Source organism: Synechococcus sp. O70.2 (genome assembly GCF_047462135.1).
Classification (GTDB): domain Bacteria; phylum Cyanobacteriota; class Cyanobacteriia; order Thermostichales; family Thermostichaceae; genus Thermostichus.
In genome coordinates this window covers 12,088-37,836 of record NZ_JANSIS010000003.1, presented here as the reverse complement: position 1 = coordinate 37,836, position 25,749 = coordinate 12,088, and the positions used below count along the sequence as shown (strand labels likewise).

At 60.5% G+C, this 25,749-nt stretch carries 25 protein-coding genes and 1 tRNA gene; 18 read left to right on the top strand and 8 right to left on the bottom strand.

Annotated elements, in window-relative coordinates:
* Positions 1-25 precede the first annotated feature (25 nt).
* Positions 26-631 (top strand): 3-isopropylmalate dehydratase small subunit, encoded by a 606-nt coding sequence (gene leuD, locus NW812_RS04515; RefSeq protein WP_414394509.1) that lies wholly within the window; start codon positions 26-28, stop codon positions 629-631.
* Complete coding sequence (locus tag NW812_RS04510) at positions 610-1,701, top strand: SAM-dependent methyltransferase (RefSeq protein ID WP_414394506.1); 1,092 nt, start codon at positions 610-612, stop codon at positions 1,699-1,701. Before leuD ends, NW812_RS04510 begins: the two co-directional genes overlap by 22 nt.
* Here NW812_RS04510 and NW812_RS04505 read toward each other — a convergent pair.
* Entirely contained in the window at positions 1,677-1,871 is a 195-nt protein-coding gene (locus NW812_RS04505; protein WP_414394503.1) for a hypothetical protein, read from the bottom strand. The genes NW812_RS04510 and NW812_RS04505 overlap by 25 nt on opposite strands.
* Positions 1,872-2,004: 133 nt before the next feature.
* On the opposite strand from NW812_RS04505, the gene NW812_RS04500 reads away from it, so the two are divergent.
* Together NW812_RS04500 and NW812_RS04495 are read left to right on the top strand one after the other, a co-directional pair.
* Positions 2,005-2,238, top strand: a complete 234-nt coding sequence (locus NW812_RS04500; RefSeq protein ID WP_414394500.1) for a hypothetical protein — start codon at positions 2,005-2,007, stop codon at positions 2,236-2,238.
* Between the two features lie 70 nt (positions 2,239-2,308).
* Positions 2,309-2,734, top strand: coding sequence for an NfeD family protein (locus tag NW812_RS04495; RefSeq protein ID WP_414394497.1), 426 nt, complete (start codon positions 2,309-2,311; stop codon positions 2,732-2,734).
* A 20-nt stretch (positions 2,735-2,754) separates the two neighbouring features.
* On the opposite strand, the gene ndk is transcribed toward NW812_RS04495, so the two are convergent.
* The 3 genes from ndk to NW812_RS04480 all read right to left on the bottom strand — a co-directional run bounded on the left by ndk (position 2,755) and on the right by NW812_RS04480 (position 4,532).
* Positions 2,755-3,210 (bottom strand): nucleoside-diphosphate kinase, encoded by a 456-nt coding sequence (gene ndk, locus NW812_RS04490; RefSeq protein ID WP_414394494.1) that lies wholly within the window; start codon positions 3,208-3,210, stop codon positions 2,755-2,757.
* 88 nt (positions 3,211-3,298) lie between these two features.
* Positions 3,299-3,970, bottom strand: coding sequence for a HupE/UreJ family protein (locus NW812_RS04485; RefSeq protein ID WP_414394492.1), 672 nt, complete (start codon positions 3,968-3,970; stop codon positions 3,299-3,301).
* Between the two features lie 49 nt (positions 3,971-4,019).
* Positions 4,020-4,532, bottom strand: coding sequence for a hypothetical protein (locus NW812_RS04480; RefSeq protein ID WP_414394490.1), 513 nt, complete (start codon positions 4,530-4,532; stop codon positions 4,020-4,022).
* A gap of 66 nt (positions 4,533-4,598) precedes the next feature.
* On the opposite strand from NW812_RS04480, the gene NW812_RS04475 reads away from it, so the two are divergent.
* From NW812_RS04475 to NW812_RS04440, 8 genes are all read left to right on the top strand, one after another.
* Positions 4,599-4,919 carry an MGMT family protein gene (locus NW812_RS04475; protein ID WP_414394488.1) on the top strand — a complete coding sequence of 107 codons (321 nt, stop codon included), beginning with the start codon at positions 4,599-4,601 and terminating at the stop codon, positions 4,917-4,919.
* 87 nt (positions 4,920-5,006) lie between these two features.
* A complete protein-coding gene (locus tag NW812_RS04470) occupies positions 5,007-7,064 on the top strand; it encodes a bifunctional metallophosphatase/5'-nucleotidase (RefSeq protein ID WP_414394485.1) in 2,058 nt (685 codons plus the stop codon).
* Positions 7,065-7,173: 109 nt separating this feature from the next.
* On the top strand, positions 7,174-7,701 hold the full coding sequence (locus tag NW812_RS04465) for a hypothetical protein (protein ID WP_414394482.1): 528 nt from the start codon (positions 7,174-7,176) through the stop codon (positions 7,699-7,701).
* A 287-nt stretch (positions 7,702-7,988) separates the two neighbouring features.
* On the top strand, positions 7,989-8,555 hold the full coding sequence (locus tag NW812_RS04460) for a GUN4 domain-containing protein (RefSeq protein ID WP_414394480.1): 567 nt from the start codon (positions 7,989-7,991) through the stop codon (positions 8,553-8,555).
* A gap of 13 nt (positions 8,556-8,568) precedes the next feature.
* Positions 8,569-9,276 (top strand): DUF1995 family protein, encoded by a 708-nt coding sequence (locus tag NW812_RS04455; RefSeq protein ID WP_414394478.1) that lies wholly within the window; start codon positions 8,569-8,571, stop codon positions 9,274-9,276.
* A gap of 253 nt (positions 9,277-9,529) precedes the next feature.
* Positions 9,530-10,018: a Fe-S cluster assembly sulfur transfer protein SufU gene (sufU, locus tag NW812_RS04450; protein ID WP_414394472.1), complete on the top strand. Its 489-nt coding sequence runs from the start codon at positions 9,530-9,532 to the stop codon at positions 10,016-10,018.
* Between the two features lie 211 nt (positions 10,019-10,229).
* On the top strand, positions 10,230-10,823 hold the full coding sequence (locus NW812_RS04445) for a hypothetical protein (protein ID WP_414394469.1): 594 nt from the start codon (positions 10,230-10,232) through the stop codon (positions 10,821-10,823).
* Positions 10,824-10,952: 129 nt separating this feature from the next.
* Positions 10,953-12,476: a S10 family peptidase gene (locus NW812_RS04440; RefSeq protein ID WP_414394466.1), complete on the top strand. Its 1,524-nt coding sequence runs from the start codon at positions 10,953-10,955 to the stop codon at positions 12,474-12,476.
* Positions 12,477-12,494: 18 nt separating this feature from the next.
* On the opposite strand, the gene cysS is transcribed toward NW812_RS04440, so the two are convergent.
* Positions 12,495-14,000, bottom strand: coding sequence for a cysteine--tRNA ligase (cysS, locus tag NW812_RS04435; RefSeq protein ID WP_414394464.1), 1,506 nt, complete (start codon positions 13,998-14,000; stop codon positions 12,495-12,497).
* A 441-nt stretch (positions 14,001-14,441) separates the two neighbouring features.
* On the opposite strand from cysS, the gene NW812_RS04430 reads away from it, so the two are divergent.
* From NW812_RS04430 to NW812_RS04415, 4 genes are all read left to right on the top strand, one after another.
* Complete coding sequence (locus NW812_RS04430; RefSeq protein ID WP_414394461.1) at positions 14,442-15,893, top strand: LysM peptidoglycan-binding domain-containing protein; 1,452 nt, start codon at positions 14,442-14,444, stop codon at positions 15,891-15,893.
* An 86-nt stretch (positions 15,894-15,979) separates the two neighbouring features.
* Positions 15,980-17,302: an FIST N-terminal domain-containing protein gene (locus NW812_RS04425; RefSeq protein ID WP_414394458.1), complete on the top strand. Its 1,323-nt coding sequence runs from the start codon at positions 15,980-15,982 to the stop codon at positions 17,300-17,302.
* 190 nt (positions 17,303-17,492) lie between these two features.
* On the top strand, positions 17,493-18,248 hold the full coding sequence (locus NW812_RS04420) for a response regulator transcription factor (protein ID WP_414394455.1): 756 nt from the start codon (positions 17,493-17,495) through the stop codon (positions 18,246-18,248).
* A 48-nt stretch (positions 18,249-18,296) separates the two neighbouring features.
* Positions 18,297-19,079, top strand: a complete 783-nt coding sequence (locus NW812_RS04415; protein WP_414394453.1) for an S-adenosyl-l-methionine hydroxide adenosyltransferase family protein — start codon at positions 18,297-18,299, stop codon at positions 19,077-19,079.
* A 369-nt stretch (positions 19,080-19,448) separates the two neighbouring features.
* Here the strand turns inward: NW812_RS04415 and NW812_RS04410 are convergent, their stop codons facing one another.
* Positions 19,449-20,510 (bottom strand): histidinol-phosphate transaminase, encoded by a 1,062-nt coding sequence (locus NW812_RS04410; protein ID WP_414394451.1) that lies wholly within the window; start codon positions 20,508-20,510, stop codon positions 19,449-19,451.
* Between the two features lie 85 nt (positions 20,511-20,595).
* Positions 20,596-20,669, bottom strand: a tRNA-Asp gene (locus tag NW812_RS04405).
* A 49-nt stretch (positions 20,670-20,718) separates the two neighbouring features.
* Here NW812_RS04405 and NW812_RS04400 point away from each other — a divergent pair.
* A complete protein-coding gene (locus NW812_RS04400; RefSeq protein ID WP_414394448.1) occupies positions 20,719-21,195 on the top strand; it encodes a hypothetical protein in 477 nt (158 codons plus the stop codon).
* Between the two features lie 9 nt (positions 21,196-21,204).
* Here the strand turns inward: NW812_RS04400 and NW812_RS04395 are convergent, their stop codons facing one another.
* A complete protein-coding gene (locus NW812_RS04395; RefSeq protein WP_414394446.1) occupies positions 21,205-22,848 on the bottom strand; it encodes a protein kinase domain-containing protein in 1,644 nt (547 codons plus the stop codon).
* A gap of 238 nt (positions 22,849-23,086) precedes the next feature.
* On the opposite strand from NW812_RS04395, the gene alaS reads away from it, so the two are divergent.
* Complete coding sequence (gene alaS, locus NW812_RS04390; RefSeq protein WP_414394444.1) at positions 23,087-25,738, top strand: alanine--tRNA ligase; 2,652 nt, start codon at positions 23,087-23,089, stop codon at positions 25,736-25,738.
* Positions 25,739-25,749: the final 11 nt, after the last annotated feature.

The following is a 25,749-nucleotide window of genomic DNA, read 5'->3' as shown; positions in this document are numbered from 1 at the left end:
GGCTGAAGTTCTCGCAAGAGTTTGCATGGCAAGCGAAGTTTTAAGCATCACAGGCCGAGGGATCCCGCTGGTGGGCAATGACATTGACACCGACCGGATCATCCCGGCCCGCTTCCTCAAATGCGTCACCTTTGATGGCCTGGGCCAGCACGTGTTTGCTGACGACCGCGCCCAAGCGGCTGGCCAGCACCCCTTTGACCTGCCTCAGTACCAGGGTGCGGAGATTCTACTGGTCAACGCCAACTTTGGCTGTGGCTCCAGTCGAGAGCATGCCCCCCAAGCCCTGGCCAAGTGGGGGATTCGAGCCCTCATTGGCGAAAGCTTTGCCGAGATCTTTTTCGGCAACTGCCTGACTCTGGGGATCCCCTGTGTCACAGCGCCTGCGAGCGTAATTCAAACTCTCCAAGAGGCAGTGGCCAGAAACCCAGAGCTCCAGTTAACGCTGGATCTCCTCAACAAACAGGTGCGCTGGGAAGACAAAGCCGCCGCCGTCGAGATCCCCCAGGGGGCTTGGCAGATGCTGGTGCAGGGCACTTGGGATGCCACGGCGCAGCTGCTAGCTGCCCGCGACCGCATTCAGGAGGTAGCTGCCTCTTTGCCCTACCTGCGATGGCAGCGAGGAGCCCGCTGAGCAGGTCGCTTTCCCCTGCTACCCACCAGTGGCTGGGCAGCGCTGACCCAAAGTTTCTGGATCTGGCAAGGCGGGAAATCGTGGCTGCGGATCCAGAGGCCGTCGTCCAGCTCCTCCCCGAGGCCACGGGGTTGATGTGGGTGTGCAGCCGGCGTTCCTTTGTCGACCTTGCCCAGAGCTGGCAGGCCAACCCACCTATTTTTTTGCGCCACATCTGTCCCATCCAGCGGGAGCTTTGGCTGGACGAGGGATCCCTGGCAGGACTCCGCCTAGATGAAGAGCTGCTGGCCGCCATCAACCCGGCCCTCAGCTTTTCCGTACAGACGCGCCTATTTGGCAAGCTCAACTTCAAGCCCTTTCAGATCAACGAAGCCCTGGCAGCCCAGGTAGTGGCGGCAGTGGGATCGCCGCTGCAGGTCAGGGATCCCCAACAGGTGATCTCGGTGGTGATCCTGGCTAACTCGACAGGGATCCGAGTTTGGCTAGGCTTGTCGCTGGCTGAGCAAAACCTCTCCAACTGGGCGGGCGGCATCCATCGCTTCCGCCGCGATCCCGGTCAGATTAGCCGCTCTGAGTTCAAGTTGCTGGAAGCCATCCAGGTGTTCCACATCCCTTTGCAGCCAGGAGGGCGGGCTTTAGATCTGGGGGCAGCGCCAGGGGGATGGTCGCGCATCCTGCGCCTCTACGGGCAGGAGGTAACAGCGGTGGATCCGGCGGCATTGGACGAGCGTCTCCACTCCGATGCCGGCATTTGTTACCATCGCCTCAGCGCTCAAGCCTACCTGGCCCGCTGTAGGGAGCGGTTTCACCTCATCCTCAACGACATGCGCCTGGATGGCCGCACCTCTGCCCACCTGATGACAGCCTTTGCCCCTCATCTGGAGCCAGAGGGGGCAGCCCTGATGACCTTAAAACTTCCCTCCCGCCGCCGCCTGCGGGTGCTGCAGCAAACGCTCGATATCCTAAGCGGTACCTTTGCCGTGGTGAGGGCACGCCACCTGTTCCATAACCGCAGCGAAGTCACCCTCTACTTGCGAAAGGGAGCTCAATCGGCGGTTTCCACTACCTGAATTTCCCGGTGCAGCACCTTCTCGCGGATGGACTCTAGCAAGCGCAGCTCCTCGGGGGAGATTTTGCCATCGGAGCGGATAGCGCTGACGATTTGCTCCAACTCGGTGCGGGTTAACTTCCTATCTTCTAGGGCCTGCTCTACTAGGGCCTGCAGTTGTGCAAACTCCATGGAATTGCTGCTCCTCTTGAGCGGCTCTCCTCACCCCCTCTACCCTATCCCCGCCAGCTCTGATCCCCGGCAAGCGCAAGATTCTCTTCAGGTATCCTAAAGAGAAGATGAAACCGCAGGAGAGGAAGACCCTATGGCTGGCCCGGATCCCCAAAGCTTTGAGCACGACTGCGCCACGCTGTGCCGGGATGGATGTGTCCTGGGCGAGGCCTGCCCCCACCGAGAGGCAGCCCGTCGAGCGGTGGACTTCATCATGAATACAGACTGGGAGACGCTCATGCGGCTTGCCGAGTCCAGGAACCTGCCCAAGACTCCTCCCCAGGAAGATCCCTTGCAGTTTTTGGAGAACTACCGCCTAGGCGGCTAGTCCCTGCCCAGCCTCCAGGTGCCGCGGCTCATAGCGGCTCATAATAAACGTAGTGGGATCCTTGGGCTCTATGGTATGGCCTTGGCTTGCCTTTGGCTTGCTTCTGGTTGCCTCTGAGCTGTTTTTGCCGGGACTGGTGGCTGGTCCAACGGGTGTGGCGGCGCTGGGAACTGCTCTTTTGGCTTATTGGGGGCTGCCGGTTTGGGCCCAGTTCTTGGCCTGGGTGCTGCTCTCGATTGCGCTGATCCTCCTCAGCCGACGCCTGGTACCTAAGGGCCCGGCCCAGTTGGAGGATATCCTGCAAGAATCGCGGGAAGCGCGGGCAGTTACAGCCATTCCGCCAGGGAAGCAGGGGCGAGTCTCCTATCTTGGCTCCACCTGGAACGCCAAATGCAGTATTCCTGACGTGGAGATCCAACCCGGCCAGGAGGTATACGTGGTCGATCGCAAGGGCAATACCCTCATTGTGATGCCAACCCAGCTGTTTGAATCTTGAGGCTTGGAGCTCTCTGGCATTTAGGGCTCCTCGTAAATCCAGCTTTGGGCAGCAGGGATCCAGTTCACCAGCTCGGAATCTCGGAACCAGAGGGCAATCTCCCGCTGGGCGGTTTCCGGGCCATCAGAGCCATGGACAAGGTTGCGGCCAATGTCAATACCAAAGTCGCCGCGGATGGTGCCTGGCTCGGCTTCTAGGGGATTGGTTTTGCCGATTAGCTTACGAGCAGCAGCAATCACCCCTTTGCCCTGCCAAACCATAGCCACCACCGGCCCCGAGGTAATAAACTTTACCAAACTGGGGAAGAAGGGGCGCTCCCTGTGTTCAGCATAGTGGGCTTCTGCCAGCTCTTGGCTTACCTGCACCAGCTTCAGGCCTACCAATTGGTAGCCCCGACTTTCCAGGCGCTGGATAATGGTGCCCACTAGACCCCGCTGCACGCCGTCCGGCTTGATGGCGATAAAGGTGCGCTCCATGGGATCTCCCCTTGTTGTTACCTATCTTCACCGTTATCCTTGTACCGGATCGGGGATCCCAAGCGCAAGGGAGCAAAATTAGCGCTTTTTACGCGCCCACCACTGCCAAGATCAGGAAGGCAGCCCCCACCACTGTAATCGCCCAGCCGGCCCAGCGAGTTAAGCCAGGGATCCGCAACCCCCAGCGTTCTGCTGCCCAAAGGGCCAGGAGAGCTACCCCATACTGGACGGTGCTCAACCCCAGTAGATATCCCACCCAAGGCATGGGTTGGGCGCCGATAATGGTTTCGGCGTAGGCATAGCCATGGAATAGCCCCGCCAGGGATCCCCCTATTAGCAAGAGCCAACTGGGGATCTGCCGCGGTTGCACCAGCAGCAAGCCGAAGAGAACCACGGAAGAGGCAATGGCCAGCTCCGTCAGTCCCAGGGGATCCCAGCCGGCCAGGTGGATCCCAGTGCCCACCAGACCTGCCAACACAAAGCCCAAAGGGATCCCGTAGCGCCAGGGCTGCCCCGCTGCCACAAGACCGATGGCCACGACGAAGGCCAGGTGATCCAAGCCAATGACAGGGTGAGCCAGCCCGGAGAGAAATCCCTCCCAGGCCGTTGCCGGCAGTCTCCCCCCCAGGGCGTGGTGGGCAAAAGCCGGCGAAAAAAACCCCGTAACTGCCAGTGCACCCCCAGCAGCGGCAAAGCTGGGGATCCCTTCCTTCCGCCACCGCCCAAGCGGCGATGGGACTTGCTGCCACAGCCAAGACATGCTTTTGGACCTCCCTGAGTTCTCTCAATAGCTGCCCAGATCTCCCAGTCTAGGGGCGCTCTCTGTACCCTTGCAGATTTTCCGGCTCAAACTGGCGCAAAATCCGCGTGGCCTCGCGGAGGCGGGTTTCATTCTCTTCCTCCACAATGAGTACGTACTTACCCGCATTGAGGCGGTTGCGGTAGGCCAAGGCATCGCCGGAGCCACTGGTCAGGCCCACCCCGCCCCCCACAAAAAAGCTGCCCATGGCCCCGCCCAGCGCGCCCAACAGGCCGCCGATCAGGTGGTTGCCTATAGGTCCCGCCCAGGCAAAGGTATCCAAACCACTCAAGACGCTGAACCCCACCCCAGCCAAAAAGCCAAAGGGCACTAGCCAAATGGCCAGGCGCTGCATCTGGCGGCGCGCGGCTTGGGCCGGGTCGATTAGCCCAAACTCATCTGCTGTTTTGTAGCCTCGCCCCAGTAGGTGCAATCGCTCCAGGGGGAAACCGGCCTGTTCCAGGGCGCTGTAGGCCGCTTCGGCAGCCAGGCGATCCGGCAGTACCGCAATTAGGTAGCTCATAGGTTAAAGGGTCGGTGCCCGTCATCAGCCAATTCCATTGTCTACAGAGTTTAGGGAGGGATCCCTGTGAGCCTCTACCAGCGCTTCTATGAAGTCGTGCGGCGGATCCCGCCGGGGCGTGTAGCTACCTATGGGCAGGTGGCGCGGCTTGCCGGCTGTCCTGGCTATGCCCGACAGGTGGGCTATGCCCTGTTTCGCCTGCAAGGTCAAGAGACCGACATCCCCTGGCATCGGGTAATCAACGCCCAAGGGCGCATTTCCTACTCCCCCTTTCGCCTTGGCTACGACGACTTGCAAAAAGTCCTACTCCAAGCTGAAGGGATCCCCTTTGACGCCGAAGGTCGGGTGGATCTGCAGCAGTTTGGCTGGGATCCCCGGGAAGCTTAACCTGCGCTTGACCTAACCTTAAACAGGTCATAGCGAAATCTCCTGTCCAGCCTTGGCAACGTGAATGCGGATGCGTCTTGAGTGGTCATGAAACCAGCTTGTCGTGCTCGAGGGGCTGCCCCTGCTGAGGGAGGGCTTCCAGCTTGGCTGAACGCTCTGGCCAAGTTCCTGCGGGTTGGGCTGTGCTGCTTGCTGCTGAGCCTGGCCAGCGCCTGCGGTACCACCGACAGTAGCTCAGTTCCTCCAGCCGGCGGCGGGGCAGGGTTTATCGCCTCAGATCCCAACGTTAGGCTCTCCTCTCAGCCGCCCACTTTTACCCTGCAAATCCTACATGCCAGCGACTTGGAAGCCTCGATCGCTGCCGTACAAGATGCGCCGCGCTTCTCGGCGGTGGTGAACGCTCTGCGCCCCCAATTCCCAAATACGGTGGTGCTCTCCAGCGGCGACAACTACATTCCCAGCCCCTTCTACAACGCCAGCGCGGATCCCTCGCTGCGGGGCCGGTATGACCGCACCCCTGGCAAAGCCGACATGGAAATCCTCAACGCTATCGGTTTTGAGGCGGCTGCCTTTGGCAACCACGAGTTTGACCAAGGCACGCGCCAAATTCGCGACTTGATTCGACCCGACACCAGCCGCGGCTACGCAGGTGCCCGCTTTCCCTATTTGAGCGCTAACCTCAGCTTCAGCGGCACTGGCGAGTTGGCCAGCTCTGACTTTGCTGCCGATGGCCAAGAGGCCAGCTCCATCCGCGGCAAGATCGTCAAGACAGCGGTGATTACCGTGGGAGGAGAGCGAATTGGCCTGGTGGGGGCCACGACCACGCGCCTAGCTGCTATTTCTAGCCCCGGCCCTGAGGTGAGGGTGGAAGGCAGGGTGGACGACACCGACCAGGTCAATGCTGCCCTCATCCAAAACTTCGTTAACCAACTCACTGCGCAGGGCATCAATAAGATCATTCTCCTAGCCCACCTGCAGCAACTCCAGAATGAGGTGACCCTGGCCACCCAGCTGCGGGATGTCGATGTCATCATTGCGGGTGGCTCCCACCGCGTCCTTGCCAAGCCCACTGACCGCCTGCGCCCTGAGGATGTGCGCACGGGCGACTACCCCATTCTGCGCACCTCGGCTAGCGGTCAACCGGTGGCAGTGGTGAACACCGGCGCCAACTACCGTTACGTGGGCCGCCTGGTGGTTAGCTTCGATGCCAACGGGGTGATTGCCCGCATCGATCCAGTGAGCGGCGCCTATGCCACCGATGACCAAGGGATGGCAGCCGTGCGCGGCACTCCCAATCCCGAGGTGGTGCGGATCGCCAACGAAATCGGCAGCATCATCCGCGCCAAGGATGGCCGTACCTTTGGCTCTACCACCCAATTCCTCAACGGCTTGCGGGCCGAGGTGCGCACTGAGGAAACCAACTTGGGCAACCTCACGGCTGATGCCAACTTGGCCTACGCCAGAACTGTTGACCCCACCACCGTCATCTCCCTCAAAAACGGCGGCGGCATTCGCGCTCCCATTGGAGCTACCACCGGCGGCGGCGGCAGCGAGCCAGTACGGCGGATCCCTCCGGTGGCCAACCCTGAGGCTGGCAAGCAGGCGGGCCAAATTTCGCAATTGGATATTGAAACTGCCCTTGTTTTCAACAACGGCCTGTCCTTGGTGACTGTCACCGCCGAGGAGCTCAAGCAGATAGTAGAACATGGGGTGGCCCAAACCCAGCCGGGAGCTACACCAGGCCGCTTCCCGCAAATTGGCGGCTTTGCCTTCAGCTTCGATCCCTCGCGGCCACCGGGATCCCGCGTCATCTCCCTGCGGGTGGATACGCCCAGGGGCCCGGATGTGGTGGTGCGCAACGGCCAGTTGCAGGGAGATCCCCGTCGTACCTTCCGCATGGTGACGCTGGACTTCTTGGCCAACGGTGGGGATGACTATCCCTTCCCGCGCCTGTCCAACCCCAACCGGGTGAACTTGGCCCCCGGCTCCGGCCTCACCTTCGATACCCCTGGCAGCGAGCAGGACGCTCTGGCTCGGTACTTGCGGCAGATCGGCGTGTTTGCTCAAGCCGACACCCCGGCTGCCCAGGATACCCGCATCCAGAACCTCTCGGTGCGCCAGGATACGGTGCTGCAGGGTTTGTAGTCGGAGCCGGTTCAGGCACGCTGCCCCTTCCCTAGGTGGGGAGGGGGTTAGCGTTGGATTGGAATTACACTACTATCGAGCAAAGCCCACCTTCCCTCCTCTCGCCCCCATGACCCTGGAAACGTTTTTTACTCAGCTCAACGACAACGGCTTGACGATTGCCCTCTTGCTCTTTGCTGCCCCCTGGTTGGTTTGGGTTCTCTGTCACTGGATCCCTGGGCAGTGGGAAGAGCCGTTTCTGCTCAGCCTAAACCTCGGCTTGGCAGCGGTAAGCCTTGTCCTCTGGGCGGGTTACTTGGCCTACGCCACCAACACAGCCGGCTGGGCAGCGGTGGTGAAGCAGGCGAATATGTTCCTGTTGCTGGTTCCTCCTTACTATTTCCTCGCCTCCATCTGGGTGGCCCGCCAGCGCATGCCCCTCTCGCGGGTGCCAGCTTTTCGCACGCTGCAAGGGATCGGCCTTTTAGCGGCAACCTATCTGATTTTTTCTTGGCTCAGCCGCCGGGTTTATGTTGTCTTCTTTTCCCGCCTACCCTTCTCGACTTTCCTGTGGATCCTGGCGGGGCTGTTGGGGGTAGCCTACATTGGCTATCGCCTTGTCTTTGGAAATCCGCCTAAGTACCCGCCCGAAACCTAAGGGACTAAGATCAAAAGGGACACTGGGCTTTCCTCTAGTCCTCGACTTACCAGACAATTTGCTACTTCGTGGCACAATGGGTAACCTCGCCAACGCACCTTCTGCCTTGACGTGGATTGGCTAAGCCAGTAGACTTGCAGGCACATTTCTTGCTGGTAGGCACTTTGCCTAGGCTAAAGTTGGTTCCGTCTTTAGCCTGTGTGCTCATCAAGAGCTACTAAGGAGTAACTACCGTCAGCTCGACGGGAAGTGGCGCCTGTGGAGATCCCTCTAGTGGGGTAGTGGAGGTGAACTCTGCTGCTAGCTATGGGTCGTGGAAGCAGGAAGAAAGCCTCAACCTGGAGCAAAAGTCCGCTTTTGTCCAGCGTTGTATCTTTCAGAGTGGCAACCGCACCATGGTAACCGTCCCTCTGATCTCAGCCCTGAACATCGACTACCGGCCTTTGCAGGAGTTGTTGTCGGCGGGAGCCTGGCGGGAGGCGGATCGCCTAAGTCTGCAACTATTGTGTCGCGCAGCAGGAGAGGGGGCAGTGCGGCGGGGCTGGCTGTATTTTTCCGAGGTGAGCCGGATCCCGGCAGAGGATCTGCGCACCATCGATCGCCTCTGGCGGGCAGCTTCCGGAGATCGCTTTGGCTACTCGGTGCAGCGGCAGCTATGGCTGGGGGTAAATCGCAATTGGGAGCGCTTTTGGTCGCTCATTGGCTGGAAGCGAGGCTACCACTGGACCCGCTACCCTGACGAGTTTACCTGGAATCTGTCTGCCCCCAAGGGCCACCTGCCCCTTTCCAACCAACTGCGGGGGGTGCGGGTGTTGGAGGAGTTACTCACCCACAGGGCTTGGGAAGAATCTTAAGTTGGATTGACCTGTGACCGAGCACCTACAACTAGCCCAATTTCCTAATTTACCTGTCGACCTAGCCCAGGCCTGTGAGCAGGCCATCCAGGCCACACAGCTGGCCATACGAGCAGGGTATCGCCGCCTGCTCATCGAGATCCTCGCTCCGGAGATTAAGCCAGAAGTCTTGGCTCGTCCGTTCTTGCAGTTGCTCCAGCCACCGGCCTTGGTGTTGTTTAGTGATGCCGGCGGAGCAGCGCTGGCCCAGCGGGAGTGGGGATCCCTGCCCGAAGGAGTGGAACTGCAGAGCCTGACGGCCCGTACCCAGCCCACCCCAGAACAGAGCCTTCTCTTCGTCATGCCCGCCGTCTACAACTTGGATCAGGTGGAGCGGGTTTGCCAGGCGGTCAGCAGCAGGGATCCCAAGCCCGTTGTTCTCCTCAACCCGCAGCTCCAGGATGCGGCCACGGTGGGAGTGGGGTTAGCTGGTCGGCGGCTGCGCCAACGCTTCCTGAGTACCTTTGAGACCAGCTACTACCTGCGCTCGCTGGCGGAAGGGGCGCTGTTTCGCGCCTATCCGGATCCCTGGAGCGTGTGGCAGCAGGAGGAGTCCGGCCTCTACAGCGTCCTCCAGACCTTTAGAGCCCGGCCCAGTGGCGAAGAAGTGGCCGAGCTGTTCCAGGCTCGCCGAAAAGGAGTTCCCTGGTGGAGCTGGCGGCGCTGGTTGGGATTCCTCTGAAAGCCGTTTGCGGCCCCGACTAGACCTCTGCTGGTTCTAGCCGACTGTAAGCCCCTTGCTGGTTTGGCCACCGACTTAGGCCACAGCTTGTGGGGGAGCCACGCTCCCCAAAGTAGCCTCGCCATGGCTCCTGCCTAAAGCAGATGGGGATTGCCCCCTTTGCAAGCCCAACTTTGCCAGGAGCGAAGTTAAGATTAAGTTAGGCTCCTGAGGTTTTTATCTCTCCGGCCAAAGCGGCGACCTGGGAACAACGATGCCTCTTGACAACCTGCGCGGACTCTATCAACAAGTTATTCTCGAGCGCTACAAAAAGCCTCGCAACTTTGGCAGGGTAAATCCAGTTCATCGCCACCAACGTGGCCACAACCCCTCCTGTGGCGACACTATTGATCTCACTTTGCAACTGGATCCCAACCAGGAGCGGATCGTCGATATCAAATTCGAGGGAGAAGGTTGTGCTATTGCTCTGGCTTCCGCCGATTTGATGGCTGATGCTGTGCGGGGGCGTACCATCCCCGAAGCTCTACAGTTGGTGGGGCGCTTCCAGGCCATGATGCGGGGCGGCGAAGAGTTCCCTCGGGAGTATCGCTCCCTCAATGCCATGAAGGGAGTCGCCCAGTTCCCAGTGCGCATCAAGTGTGCCAACCTGGCTTGGCATGCTCTCAAACATGCGCTGCAATCCCCTGCAACTGATGACTCTGCAGAGGAGCCAGGTTTTGTTAGCAACGAAAGCATTGACTGAATCCTCATGGCTCAAACGGATAAATCTTAACTTGCAATGAGACCTTAGCTGCCCCAAGAGCACAGAAGGAGGCAACTAGAACTGCTCAAAGTTGAAAGCAAGGCTGCTCGGCTCGGAAAAAGAGCCGGAACTTTGACTGGATAAAATGTAGAGGAAACAGGCTGGCTAGCGCGGAAGGGCTGTGAGCCTCTATCTAACAGGGGATTTTGCGATGAGAGCCATTCTAGTAGCAGCCGCAATTGGCTTAACCGGGATCCCGGGGCTAGTCTCTTTGCCGGTGAAGGCGCAGGCCCTTTTCGAGTTGGGGACCTACCGCCTTGATCAGGGGACCCTGATCCCTGTCGGCAGCCTCAGCAGCGAAGGACCGCAGTACTTTTATCCAGACACCATCTATCCTCTGGAGGTGGCTGTTACTCAGAACATTTTCGACAGCCAGGGGCGTTTAGTAATCCCAGCCGGCAGTCGCGTTTTCGGACAAATGGAGCCAGCTCCAGGTGGATCCCGCTTTGTGGCCACCTCCATTGTCCTTGGCGGTCGCACCTATAGCCTGCGGGCTTCTTCCAGTGTCCTTCCCGACGAGAAGGATCCCCGGCAGTACACACCTAGGGCCATTGCCGAAGATGCGGCTATCGGGGCAGCCGCCGGCGTGCTGCTGGGGGCCCTCACAGGCAACCTCTCGCCAGGTAACGTTCTGGGGGGCGCGGTAGCTGGAGTGGTGGTGGGCAATGTTACCGCTCCCCGGGTGGTGGTGCTGCGTCCTGGTCAGTCTTTTTATTTGACCTTAGAAGCTCCGCTGGCTTTGTAGGATTGGTGGACGTTGCTTCATCTAGCCAGCTAGGGGATCCCTCTAGCCCAGTGGTAGGGGGAAGCTAAAGGCAGCGCAAGCCCCGGCATTTACGCCCAGCGCTCTGCCCCAATGGAGGAACCTCAGACTATGGCAGTAGAACCCAAGTCCACCCCTGCCCTGCACGTTACTGAGCACATCTTTACCGCTGGCGGAGAGCCCTTCCCCTACAAGGCCTTGGCTGGCTGGCAAAGGCTCTTCCGCCGAGAGAAGCCCGTAGCAGAGATCTTCCACGTCGCCTATTTGCAGCAGGACTCTGACCCCCAGCACCGCCCTCTTACCTTCGTTTTCAATGGAGGGCCAGGGGCCGCCTCTGCCTATCTGCACATGGGATCCCTGGGGCCAAAACGCATCCGCTTTGGGCCCAACGGTAGTCTGCCGCCCTCGCCGGTGCAACTGGTGGATAACGCCGAAAGTTGGCTGCCCTTTACCGACCTAGTTTTTGTTGATCCAGTAGGAACCGGCTTTAGCCGCGCCCTCACCGAAGACTCCCAATCCTCCAAAGCGTCTCAGGAAGCGGCGGCAACCTCTGCCCCCAAGCCTGCTCAGCCGCAGGACAAGGAGGAGCCTCCCAAAGAAGCGCCCTTCTGGGATGTGGAGCGGGATCTCCAGTCCTTGGGCGAGTTTATCCAGGGCTTCCTCTCGCGCCACAAACGCTGGCTCTCTCCGATTTTTATCGCTGGTGAGAGCTACGGGGGGTTCCGGGTAGCACGGCTGGCCAAGGAGCTGCAGTCCAAGTTTGGCGTGGGCCTCTCAGGGGCGATTCTCATTTCGCCAGCGCTTGAGTTTGGGTTGCTGGAGACCAACGACTACAACCTCAGCACCTGGGCCATGCTTTTCCCTTCCTATGTAGCCACGGCGGCCCATCATGGGCGATGTGGCTGGGGGGAGGATTTGCAGATCCTCCTGCCCAAAGCGGAAAACTTTGCCCGGCAACGTCTGTTGCCTCTTCTGGCCATGGGGGAGGCAATGCCGGAGGCAGAGCGGCAGGCTATCTACGCCGAGATGGCGGCAGGGATCGGCCTGTCGGCGGAGTATGTGGCCCACAAAGGGGGGCGGATCGACCCGGCTAGCTTTGCCCGCGAGCTGTTGCGCTCCCAGCGGCTGGTGTTGGGGCTTTACGACGCTTCTGTAACCACCGTGGATCCCTTTCCGGATCGACCTACCTTCGAGGGATCCGATCCCACCCTGGATGGGATAGATCGCCTGTTTACTGCTGCCATCAACAGTCACCTGCGGGAGACCTTGCAGGTGGAGACGGAGCTAACTTACCACCTCCTCAACCTGGAGGTGTTCAAGTCGTGGCGCTTTACTCCCAAGGGGGAGCTGAAGCAGGGCTTCATTGGCGCCATGGACGAGCTGCGCAGCAGCATGGCCCTCAACCCCCACATGCAGGTGAGCATCCATCACGGCTTTTACGATTTGGTTACGCCCTACTTTGCCTCCAACCACTTGGTGGATTTGATGAAGTTGGATCCCCGCCTCAAGGCCAACCTCCGCTTGCGCCACTACCGCGGCGGCCACATGTTTTACACCTGGGATCCCTCGCGGGCTGAGTGGTTTGCTGAGATGCGCGAGTTCTACCGCCAGGCCACCGCTAGCCTTTCAAGATAGACCGCTACCCCAGGCTTCCTACTCCCGCAGCCAACGAGTGGTGCCATCTTTTTGATCGATGAGGGTAATCCCCAAGGCCTTTAGCTGCTCTCGAATCCGATCCGCCTCGGCAAAGTTCTTTGCCCTGCGGGCTGCCGTGCGTTGGGCCACCAGCTCCTCAATCTGCGCATCTTCAAGAGGTGGAAGCTTGGCCAGTTCTCCCTTGGCAACGCCTTTCTCAGATCCCTGCGCAGTGCCAGGCTGGGTCCAGCAGAAGCCTAGGGTGGCCAGGATCTCCAGCAGAGCGGCGCCTTTTTGCCTTAGCACCTGCGGCTCCAGGTGGGTGCAGCCCTCGTGGGTCAACAGGTTGTGCTCGCGGATAAGTTCCTTGGCCAGTTCAAAAGCAAGAGCCAGTGCCCCAGGGGTGCCAAAGTCATCGTCCATGGCCTCCTGGAAGGCTTGCATGGCCTCGGCAGCAGGGGAGGCCGTCTCCCCTTGGCAGAACTGCTGGGCGCAGTGGATCCCTTTCTCGAGGGTTTCCCAGCCGCGGCTAGCCGCCTGCATTCCAGCCTCGGTGAGGTCAATCGGGCTGCGGTAGTGAGTCTGCAACAGGAACAGCCGCAGGGCCATGGGGTGGTAGAGGGCAAGAGCCTGGCGCAGGGTGGTAAAGTTGCCCAACGATTTGGACATCTTCTCGCCGTTGACATTGACAAAGCCGTTGTGCAGCCAGTACTTGGCTAGCGGCTTGCCAGTAATCGGCTCTGATTGGGCCAGCTCGTTCTCGTGGTGGGGAAAGATGAGGTCGGCACCGCCAGCGTGGATGTCGATGTGATCCCCCAGGTTTTCCCGCACCATGGCAGAGCATTCGATGTGCCACCCTGGCCGCCCCCAGCCCCAAGGGGACTCAAACCCCGGCTCCGAGGGGGGAGCCGCTTTCCAAAGGGCAAAATCGAAGGGATCCCGTTTGCCGGCTCCTTCCTCTCCTACCCGGCCACTGGCCCCTGCCTCCAGCTCCTCCAGCTTGCAACCGGAGAGCTGACCGTAATCCGGGAATTTACGGACGGCGTAGTAGACGTCATAGCCTGAGATTCTCTCCTGGCAAGCCCGCACTCGATAGGCAAAGCCCTTGAGCTCCAGGGACTGGATTAGCTCAAAGATTGCCGGCAGGGAGCGAGTTACCCGGGGGTAGAGATCGGCCCGCTTGATGTTGAGGCGATCCATGTCCTGGAAATACTCGGCGATGAAGCGTTCTGCCACCGCCTGCATCGACTCGCCCCGCTCCAGCGCCCGCTTGAGGATCTTGTCGTCCACATCGGTAAAGTTCTGCACATACTTGACCCGGTAACCGCGCCACTCTAGGTAGCGGCGCACTGTATCCCACACCACATAGGTGCGCGCATGGCCCAGGTGGCAGAGGTCGTAAACCGTAACGCCGCAGACATACATCCGCACCAAAGGCTTCTCCCCAGGGGGCGTTTCCGCGGCAGACAGGGGCTGAAATACTTCTTTGCGCCGGGTCAAGGTGTTATAGACAACCAAAGCCATGGAAAGTCCCAGTTTGTAGTTGTAGTTTCAGATACAGCAAAGTGGGCTCTGTTTCCAAGAAGCGCTTTCCTCCTCCCTTGGATGAGGCTAGGCAAAATCGCAAGGGGTAGAAGGCTGGAATCATTGCAGGACAAGCATCTTAGCGGAGATTACCTGCGAAGACTTGTCTAGATTTACTAACTACGGTAACCTAACCTGAGTACAAAGCTTCGTTACATTGGCTTGAGCCTTGCCGCTTGCAAAGGCAGCTCATTGCCAGGGGCCTATTGCCTTGTTTTTGGCTTCTTCTCTTGCACTCTAGCCGTTGGTGTGAGGATGCCTCCAAAATCGACGCTCTCCAATTCCCAGAGGGAGGAGCTAGACATCCCGAGGGCTTTCTCTCCAGCCGAGGATTGGTTAGAGACCCCGCCAGCTCCGGATCCCTCTGTGGAAGGAGGCAGGGTGCTCTCCGCTCTATCCAGGCAGTGGTGGCCTGGGCTAGCCCTTTCTCTCAGCTTAGCTGGCCTGGTGTGGCTCCTGAAGCTGGAGGCGGATCCCGAGGCAGAGGCCTGGCAAGAGTCGCTGCCCAGTTCCTCTCAGGAGCCAGCCTCTCCAGAGACAGGGGCTCCCTCGCGAGGGTATCCAGCCTGGGCCACCAGTCTTCTGCTGATGTTGGGCTTGGCAGGGGCTGCTAGTCTGCAGCAACGCCAGCTTTCTCGTCACCCTTGGGGAGCGAAGCTGGCCGAGCCGATCCCACCCTCCGTGTATACCCTGTCTAGTGCCCTGCAGCAGAACTACGAGCTGAAAAAGGCCCAACTGCGGCAAGCCTTCGAGGCCGGCCAGATCTCAACGGGGGAAGGGCCTAGAGGCATTCTCGAGCATGAGGTGCAACCGGGAGAGACCCTCTGGCGCTTGAGCCAGATGTACCAGCTCGATGCTGCCGCCATTACGGTCTCCAATCGCATTCAAGCGAGTACACCGCTGCAGCCAGGGCAAAAGTTGCTCATCCCCAGCCAGCCGGGGCTGATCTACACCGTCAAGCAGGGAGACACCCTGGAGGACATTGCCAAGCGCTATGGGGTTCCGCAGCAGCGGATCATCGAGGCTACTCCCCTAGATCGGCCGGAGTATCTGCGCATTGGTCAACGGCTGCTCATCCCTGGCGATGTGGGCGAGCTGATCCGGCGCGAGAAGGAGATGATCGCTGCCCAGAAGGCCCGCGAAGAGAAAGCCCAGCGCCAAGCTGCAGAACAGGCTCGACTCCAAGCCGAGGAGCGACGCCGCGCCCAGCAGGGGCGATCCCTGACCCACACGGTGGAAGCTGGTGACACCATCGAGCGGATTGCTGCTCGCTATAGGGTAACCCAGCGGTCGATCATCCAGGCCAACAACCTGCACAATCCCCATTGGCTACGCATCGGCCAACGCCTGACGATTCCGGCCCCTGGCAGGCAGCTCCCCCTCCCCACCCCCGTGCACCCAGCCTGGCGACAGCCCCAAGCTCGGCCAGCGCTGGCAGCTCCGCCTCCCGTGGCCCGCAGCAGGGGCTTTATCTGGCCAGTCCCAGGGCAGGTCACCTCTGGCTTTGGCTACCGTCGCGGTCGCTTCCACTCGGGGATCGATATTGCCGGCCCGATAGGAACCCCGGTTGTGGCCGTTCAGGAGGGGGTTGTGATCTTTGCCGGCAATGCCGGCGATGGCTATGGCAATTACGTGGATATTCGCCATCCCAACGGGATCGTTACCCGCTACGCCCACGGCCACCAGATCTACGTGTCCAAGGGCCAGTACGTGCAGCAGGGCCAGGTGATCATGAGCCGGGGCAACACGGGCCACAGCACAGGGCCTCACCTGCACTTTGAAGTCCGCCCCGGGGGGGGCGCGCCTGTGGATCCCTTGCTTTACCTACCCTGATCCCAGCGGGGCTAGCTGAGAACAACCACTCCGGGTATAAATTGCTAGCCTAAAAGAGCAAGCTCCCAACCTCTAAGAACAGGCCGATGCAGTGGGCAAACGCACTCTCCCAGCTTCCTTCCCTGGAAGCGGCTCTGCAGCAGGTGGTGGAGGAAGCCAAGGCTAAACTTCAGGCAGCTCAGCTCAAGAGTGCCTTGACGCGGCAGGTGCAGGTGGTGGGATCCGGCAGCTTGCCAGGATTGCTCACGGGCTACCTTCCCCCCCAGCCGCTGCGGCCCAACTTAGGGATCCTGTTTGTGTCAGCAGCCTTTGCCAGCGAGTACCTTCGCGTGCTGCCCTTATTGTCTGACTTGCTCGAGGTGGACGTTTTAGTTGGCTGCTCGGGTAGCGGCATTGTTGGCGGCGGTCAGGAAATTGAAGAAGGGCCGGCGGTGTCGCTCTCTTTGGCGGTGCTGCCGGATGTGGCGTTGCACCCCTTTCATCTGCGCGGGGATCAACTGCCAGACTTGGATGCCCCGCCTTCAGCCTGGATTGAGCAGGTAGGAGTTGCGCCCCAGGCCCAGCCCCATTTCTTGCTCTTAGCCGATGGATTTTCCTCCCGCATCTCCGAGCTGGTGCAGGGTTTGGATTTTGCCTATCCCGGAGCTGTCAAGGTGGGGGGATTGGCCAGTGGTGGCCGCGGTCCTCGGGGCAATGCTTTGTTTTTGCTGGATGCACGTACCTCCACCCCCCGGCGGGAGTTGTATCGAGAAGGAACAGTGGGGCTAGCTCTCTCCGGCAACGTGGTGCTGGATGCAGTGGTAGCCCAGGGGTGCCGTCCCATTGGGGATCCCTTGCGCGTTACCGAAGCAGAGGGCAACGTCATCCTCAGCTTGGAGGGGCGACCTCCCCTAGTGGTTCTGCAGGATTTGGTAGAACGGCTGAGCCCAGCGGATCGCCAGTTGGCTCGCCACGCTCTCTTCATTGGCCTGCTGATGGATGAGTTTAAGTTGGATCCAACGCCGGGGGATTTTCTCATTCGCGTGATTCTCGGCGTGGATCCGCGGGTGGGAGCCATAGCCATTGGGGATCGGGTGCGCTCCGGCCAGACCGTGCAGTTTCATCTGCGAGATGCCCAGACCTCGGCAGAGGACTTGCGGTCGGCTCTCAGGCGCTATTGCCTTGAGCGCAACTTGGGGCAAGACCCTGCCCTAAGCCCGCAGCCCTGTGGGGCGCTGATGTTCGCCTGTTTGGGGCGAGGCAAGGGGCTGTATGGCGTCCCCAACTTTGACTCGCAGCAGTTTCGAGAAATCCTGGGAGAAGTGCCGCTAGGAGGCTTTTTTTGCAATGGGGAGATTGGCCCCGTGGGGGGATCCACCTTCTTACACGGCTACACCTCCTGCTTCGGCATTTTCCGGCCCGCCCGCTAGCTTGTCTCCAGGTGCCCACCAACCGGAGGCCAGAGGCAGCATTCTATTGGGTTGAAAAGCTCTGGCCTCTAGCCGTGCTTGCCGGCTGCAATGGCCGTAGAATGCCAGTAAACTTTGAGTTGTAAAGCTTCGATTCTTTGTTAGCGACTTTAACAAAACGTTTTATCCGCAGTTCGGGCTGCAATCCTCTATGGCTCGCATACTCATCATTGAGGACGATCCTTCAGTCCTAGATATTCTGCGTATCAATCTGGAGTTGGCGGGCTACGAAGTTGTCAAGGCTACGGATGGGGTTCGGGGTCAGGCGCTGGCTTTGCAAACTCTCCCCGATCTCATCATTCTCGACCTGATGCTACCCCAAGTAGATGGACTGACAGTTTGCCAACGGCTGCGGCGGGAGGAGCGCACCAGCGATATTCCCATTTTGATGCTGACTGCCCTTGGCCAGACCCGGGACAAGATCGAGGGCTTCAACGCCGGTGCCGACGACTACCTGACCAAGCCCTTTGAGGTACAGGAGCTGCTGGTGCGGGTACGGGCTCTGTTGCGCCGCGCCGACCGGATCCCGCAAACGGCCAAGCACGGCGAGATCCTCACCTATGGCCCCCTGACGTTGGTGCCGGAGCGGTTTGAGGCGGTGTGGTTTGGCAAAACCGTTAAGCTCACCCACCTCGAATTTGACCTGCTCCACTGCCTCTTGCAGCGCCACGGCCAGACAGTCTCCCCCAGCGAAATCCTCAAGGAGGTATGGGGCTACGATCCCGACGACGACATTGAAACCATCCGTGTCCATATCCGCCACCTGCGCACCAAGCTGGAGCCGGATCCCCGCCACCCCCAGTACATCAAAACTGTCTATGGCGCAGGCTATTGCCTGGAGTTGCCCAACATCGCTGAGCCCCTTCCGCCCCAGCCGGAGCTGGCAAAAGACTCCCCCTCCACGTGAAAACCCCCTGCAGGAGCAGAGGGTAGGCAAGCGCTGCTTGACCCGCCCATGAAAATCATTAGCTTACTCACGGATTTTGGTCTTCAGGATCCCTACGTGGGCATTCTCAAGGGGGTGATTTGGGGGATTGCACCCCAGGTGCAGTTTATCGACCTCAGCCACGAAATCCCGCCCCAGGACGTGGCAGCAGCCCGTTTTGCCCTGATGACGGCTTACCCCTATCTGCCTCCAGGCAGCATTCACCTGGCGGTCGTGGATCCGGGGGTGGGAACTCGGCGGCGGGCAGTGGCCATCCAAACCCAGACTGGCTACCTGGTGGGCCCCGACAACGGCCTTTTTAGCGGCATTTTGGAGCAATCTCCGCCTCTAGCTGCTGTGGAACTCACCCGGTCTCAGTACTGGCGCACTCCCTCTCCCAGCCGCACCTTCCACGGGCGGGACATTTTTGCCCCTGTGGCTGCCCATCTGGCCAACGGGATCCCTTTGGCAGAGCTGGGGGATCCTCTAGACGTGGCCGAGCTGGTTCGCTGGAGCTGGCCGCCACCGCAGCTGGAGGACAATGGCTGCCGGGGGGTCATCCAGGCTATCGACCACTTTGGCAATGGCATCACCAACCTGCCGGGTCAGTGGGTGGAGGGACGGCGCTGGAGCGCCTGGATCAAAGGCATCGCCATCCGCTCTGCCACCACCTTTGCCGAGGGAAGCGAAGGCGAGCTACTGGCTTTGGTGGGCAGCGCCGGCTGGGTGGAGATTGTGCAAAACCAAGGCAACGCCAGCCGCACCCTCGACTTCAAGGTAGGGGAGGAAGTGCGCTTGGGGTGGCTTAGCTAGCTTCCTCACCGTCAGCTTCCCGAGGGAGGGGAGACTAGGCAGGTTGGCTTTCGACCGTCCCAGCCTCTGGCGCAGTTACCCCTCCTTAACAACCTGAGCGGCTTCGGCCTTGGGCAGGGTATGGCCAAGTGCTGAGCGGTGGCCTCAAGGTGGAAGCGCTCCGGATTAGCTCCCGGCACCCACCCTTGAACAGTGTAGGCTTCGCCGCTTTCCAAGACCTGCAGTGGCGTGGGGAGAACGCCTCCCTGCGTCAGCCAAACAATCGCTTGGATCCCGCTCCTTTAGAGAAGAGAAGTCGGAAAAGGTGCTGCCCTCAAGTGGGATCCAGATCCACTTCCATCCTCCAAGACCGCCGTTTTAGGGATCCCCTTACCTCCCTGACTGTAAAATCTGCCGCAAGCGCTCTAAGGCCCGTTGGTTCTCCTCAGAACTACCCACTGTCAGGCGTAGCCCGCCGCCGCTACAGCGCACATAGGTTCCTAGCTCCTGCCAGGCCCGCTGCAACTCTTGGGGGTCCCAGCCGGCTACCCGAAAGTAGAGAAAGTTGGCTTGGCTAGGCCACACCCGCACCCCCGGTAGCTCTTGCAAAGCATGGTAAAGGGCTTCCCGCTCCTGACGAATGAGGGCCACATCCGCCAAAAGCTCGTCGGCATGCTCTAAGGCAAGCTGAGCAGCCCACTGGGAAATGGCCGAGAGGTTGTAGGGTAGGCGGATGGCCTCTAGCACCTGGATGAGCTGAGGATGGCCAATGGCATAGCCCACTCGGTGGGCTGCCAGGCGAAAGGCTTTGGAGAAGGTGCGTAGGATAACCCAGTTGGGGTGCTCTGCCAACTTGGGCAGGGCTGTGTGCTGGCTGAACTCGAAATAGGCTTCATCTAGGATGACCAGGACTTCCTCCGGCAGCCCCTCCACCCACTCCCACTCAGCTGCCGTTAGACCATTGCCGGTGGGGGAATTGGGATCCACCAAACACACCACCCGCACCTGCTGCCCTGTCATAGCCTCTTGGCACTGCTTTAGATCTAGGGCAAAGGTCTCGGGGTGGCGGGGCACGCGCACCACCGGGATCCCCAGGCTCTCCGCCAGGATGGCGTACATGGAGAAGGTGGGCTCTGGCACCAAAATGCCGCCCCTGTCGCCCAGGCAGGTGGCAATCAAGAGGGATCGGATGAGCTCGTCGGAGCCGTTGCCCACGCTAATCTGCTCAGGAGCCGCCCCTGCATAGGCTGCAATGGCCTGCTTGAGGCGCCGATGCTGGGCATCGGGATAGCGGTTGCTCAGGATCTCCTCTTCCCAGAGGAGAGAGAGCTTCTGCTTAAAGCCCACCGGCCAATCCCAAGGAAACTCGTTGGCATCCAGCTTGTCGGCCGTCAAGGGCGGCACAGCAGCGTAGGGCTGCAGCTGAAGCAAATCTGGGCGCAGATACCGCAAGGCACATCTCCCTGACGGGACAGGGTACCTATGGTAGCAGGGCTGACCTCCTTGGCAAAGTAGGCTAGAGTGTTCCCAATGGGTACGGGGCTGACGGGGCTCGAACCCGCAACTTCCGCCGTGACAGGGCGGTGCTCTAACCAATTGAACTACAGCCCCAGGAGCTGCGAATACTCATTCTGAACCTAAGTAAGGGTGGTTGTCAATCATGGTACCTAGTCTGGCGGCCCAGGCCGCAACCCTGGTGGAGGAAGCCCCGCAGAACGGGATCCCGGCCGCAGCGATGCAGCGGGTAACGGCGGTGCTTACCCAGGTGGCCCAGCATCTGGATCACCTGCAGTACACCATCCTGCGCTACCCCGATGGCGGTTGGATAACGGCACGAGTGGAGGAAAACTCTCCAGGAAGGGAGCCCATCAGCCATCTTTGGATCCCAGCTTTTGGCCATCTGGAAGATGCCCAGGCGACGCTGGCAGAGCTGCGGGAGCAGGCACCGGAGCTGGAGGCGGCCTCTTTCAAGGTTTTGGAGCTGTTGTTCCTGTCCCTGGGGTTTTCCCACGCCGAGGGCATTGTCTTTTACGACCAAGCGGGGGATCGGCGGCAAGGGAAAGCCGTCAATTGCCGGCTTTTAGCAGAACAGATCAACCAGGCCCTGCGCCAAGTCATTCCTCCCCCTCTTGCCTGAGGCAGAACGTCAGTTCAAGATGGCTCCCTGGCGGCGGGCAAACTTACGCAACTTCTCATCCATTTGGGCTCCCCGCAGATCGGCTTTGGAGAAGTTGGTGAAGCGCTTGCCCTTTTCCTCAGACTGATGCAGCAGCGAGGCCCTGCTGCCTACAGACCAGAGCACGGAGCTGGCCACTGCCGCCGCGATCCCGGCTGCTCCCAAGGCGTAAGCCACGTTGCGCGTGGTGAGATGGACAAGCAAAAACCCCAGGCCCGCCGATCCCAGAAGTCCTCCCAGGCCTGCTAGGATTCCGCCCAGGGTCTTGGCCGAGCCCAGAAGCCGGCTCAAAAAGCGCAGCCAGCGGGGCTGAGGGGTGTTGAAGCGAACCCCCCGCAGATCGGCTCCCTGCAGGTTGGCTCCCGAGAAATCGGCCCCCCGCAGATCGGCGCGGCGCAAATCGTAGCCGGCCAAGTTCCGGTTAGCAAAGGACTTGCCCCGCAGATCCGCTCCAGCCAAAGACGGGATCCGCGGAGGGGTAGCCGGCTTCATGCGCCCGCTGCCGGCAATGCGGCTAGTCAGACCCACGTGGGTAGAGCCGGTAGGAATGGATCCTGGAGGCAGTAGGCCCCCCGCTTCGGGCTGAGGGAGTGGCTTAGGCGAAAACCCATCGGTTCGAGGTAGAGGAGGAGAGGTTAAAGGTCGCCTGGCCCAATGGTTTGAGATCAGCGAGGGGCTGGAAGGGGCAGCCAGGGGAGAGTTGGGCAAGAGGATTGGCTGGGGGGTGGAGCCGATTCCTTGTAGAGCCCGCAGCACCTCGGTAGCCGTGGCAAAGCGCTGGCTGATGGCCGGCTGCAGCATACGGCGCAAAATGGCGTCGAACTCAGGGCTGAGCTGCAGGCGATCCGACCAATCCCACTGGCCTGTGTTGTGGTTGTAGAACTTGGCCGGCGACTCCAGCGTCATCAAATTGAGGCAGGTAGCAGCCAGCGCGTAGAGATCGCTAGCGGGGCCTACTGCCTGGCCAGCCATCTGCTCCGGCGGAGAAAAGCCCGGGGAGCGGATGGCCGTTCCCTCCTCCGACACCTTGTGGCCGGGCCCAAGCTGCTTCACGGCCCCAAAGTCAATGAGCACCAGGCGGCCATCTTCCTTGCGGCGAATGAGGTTGGCCGGCTTGATATCGCGGTGGACAGTGTTGTGGCTGTGGACATAGCTGAGGATGAGCAGCACCTCCTGCATCACTTGCCGGGCTTGTTCTTCGGAAAAAGGCCCGTTACGCCGCACCTCCTGGGCAAGGGTGATTCCCTCGATAAACTCCTGCACCAAGTAAAACTTGCCGCCTTCCTGGAAGTGGGCATAGAGCGTGGGGATTTGCGAATGCTCCCCCAGGCGCTCCAACACCTCGGCTTCGCGGTTAAACAGCTCCTCCGCCAGCTTGGCCAGTTGGGGCGAATTTTCCACTGGGCGCAACTGCTTGATCAGCCGCCAGGGCTTGGAGGGCATGTCCTCATCTCGAGCTAAGAAAGTAGCGCCAAATCCCCCCTGTCCCAAGCGCTTGAAGGCCCGGTAGCGATTGCGCAGCAGCAGCGGCTGTCCACAGGCAGCACAGGTGGAGGCATCCGGCGGATTTTCTGGCTGCGGACAGTTTGGGTTGAGGCAGTAGCAGCTCAACATTTAGCGCGCTACCGGCTAACGCCTAGAGAACCAAGAGAGGAAAGCTAGGTAGGCAAGCGCGTTTAGGCTAGACCCAAGAGAAATCTGGCGCATCTAGCTCAACTAGGCTGATTCTATGCGTTTGCCTACTTGCGGTCCATCGGCGAAATCGCTTAGATTTTGCTGCTTTCAACTGCCCCAGAGCTAGAAAACCTAGAATGGAGAATATTGATCAATGCAGTCACCCTTTGCCTTGGCCATGTCTTCGTCCTTCTCCGGGGCCGCCATCCGGCAGGCTTTTCTAGATTTCTATGCCCAGCGGGGCCATCAAGTGTTGCCCAGCGCCTCCTTGGTGCCGGAGGATCCGACAGTGCTGCTAACCATTGCTGGCATGCTGCCCTTCAAGCCCATCTTCCTAGGGCATCAGGATCCGCCCTACCCACGGGTGACAACTGCCCAGAAATGCGTGCGCACCAACGACATCGAGAACGTGGGACGGACAGCCCGCCACCACACCTTTTTTGAGATGCTGGGCAACTTTAGCTTCGGCGACTACTTCAAAAAAGAGGCCATCACCTGGGCCTGGGAACTGGTGACAGGGGTGTTTGGCCTGCCGCCAGAGCGCCTAGTGGTGAGCGTCTTCCGGGAGGATGAGGAGTCCTTTGCCCTCTGGCGCGATGAGATAGGGATCCCGCCCCAACGCATCCAGCGCAGGGGGGAGGAAGACAACTTCTGGGCTGCCGGCCCCACTGGCCCCTGCGGCCCTTGCTCGGAGATCTACTACGACTTCAAGCCGGAGCTGGGGGATGAGCAGATCGACCTAGGGGACGACTCCCGCTTTCTCGAGATCTACAACCTGGTGTTCATGGAGCTCAACCGGGACAGCGAGGGCCACCTTACCCCCTTGGCCAAGCAAAACATTGACACGGGCCTAGGGCTGGAGCGTCTGGCTCAGGTACTCCAGGGAGTCCCCAACAACTATGAGACGGATTTGCTCTTCCCCATTGTGCAGAAGGCGGCCGAGATCGCCCAGGTGGACTACTTCCAGGCCAGCCCCGAGCAGAAAGTCTCCCTCAGGATTATCGGGGATCACGCGCGGGCGGTGATGCACCTAATTGCCGATGGGGTGATCCCCTCCAACGTGGAGCGGGGCTATGTGCTGCGGCGGCTGATCCGGCGGATGGTGCGCCACGGGCGCCTCTTAGGGATTGGCGAGCCCTTTACCCTGCCGGTGGTGGAGACGGCCATCCAGTTGGCGGAGGCTGCCTATCCTGAGGTGCGGGAGCGGGAGGCGGTGATCAAAGCCGAGCTGCAGCGGGAAGAGGAGCAGTTCCTCAAGACTCTGGAGCGGGGGGAACGGCTGCTGTTTGATCTGTTTGCAGACGTTACAGCCAGTGGCGCGCCAAAGCAGATCTCTGGGGCCGACGCCTTCAAGCTCTTTGACACCTACGGCTTCCCGTTGGAGCTAACCCAAGAAATTGCCCAGGAGCACGGCTTCAGTGTGGATCTGCAGGGCTTTGAGCAAGAGATGGAAAAACAGCGGCAGCGGGCCCGCGCTGCCCACCAAACCCTTGACGTCATGGCCCAGGGATCCCTGGACGAGCTGGCCGAGTTTTTAATCGAGACGGAGTTTCTTGGCTACAGCCAGTCCTCTGCCCGCGGCGTGGTCGAAGCCCTGCTGGTGGAGGGGAAATCCGTGCCCCAAGTGGAGGCGGGGCAAGTGGTGCAGGTGGTTTTGGATCGCACACCTTTTTATGCCGAATCCGGGGGCCAGATTGGGGATCGCGGCTACCTGGCTGGGGATGGAGTACGGGTGCGGGTGGAGGACGTGCAGAAGCGAGGAGATCTGTTTGTCCACTTTGGCCAGGTGGAACGGGGGATCCTGCGGGTGGGGGATCCCGTGCAGGCCCAAATTGACCTGGCCTGTCGGCGGCGCGCCCAGGCCCACCACAGCGCCACTCACCTCCTGCAGGCAGCCCTGAAGAAGGTGGTTGATCCCTCTATTAGCCAAGCCGGATCCCTGGTGGCTTTTGACCGGCTGCGTTTCGACTTTACCCTCTCGCGTCCCCTTACTCCCGAAGAGCTGCAGCAAGTTGAGGATCTGGTCAACACCTGGATTGCCGAGGCCCATCCAGCTCAGGTAGCCATCCTGCCCCTGGCAGAGGCCAAAGCCAGAGGGGCAATCGCCATGTTTGGGGAAAAATACGGCGCCGAGGTGCGGGTGGTCGACTTTCCGGGGGTGTCGATGGAGCTCTGTGGCGGCACCCACGTCAGCAACACCGCCGAGATTGGCCTATTTAAGATCATCTCTGAGACGGGCATAGCTGCCGGGATCCGCCGCATCGAGGCTGTAGCCGGGCCGGCAGTGCTGGAGTACTTGAACGAGCGCGACAGGGTGGTGCGGGAGCTGAGCGCCCAGTTTAAGGCCAAGCCCCAGGAGATCCCAGAGCGCGTTGCCGCTTTGCAGGCGGAGCTAAAGGCCACCCAGAAGGCCCTTGAGGAGGCCCGCAGCCAGCTGGCCTTGCTCCAGGCAGAGCAGCTCTTGCCCCAGGCTGTAGCCGTGGGCCCTCTGCAGATCTTGGTGGCGGAACTGGGAGCCACTCCCCCGGAGGCGCTGAAAACCGCCGCCGAACACCTACTCCACAAGCTGGGGGAAGGGGCAGTGGTGCTGGGATCGGTGCCCGAAGCGGGCAAGGTAAGCTTTGTAGCGGCTTTTAGCCCGGCTGTCCAGAAACTTGGCCTGAAGGCGGGCTCCTTTATCGGCGAGATTGCCAAGCTCACCGGCGGCGGTGGCGGGGGGCGGCCCAACCTAGCGCAGGCTGGTGGCAAACAGCCGGAGAAACTGGCGCAAGCTCTCCAAGCGGCTCAAGAGCGGCTGCAGGCAGAGCTGTCTTCAAGCTTGGGCAGTTAGGAGCTGCCGCC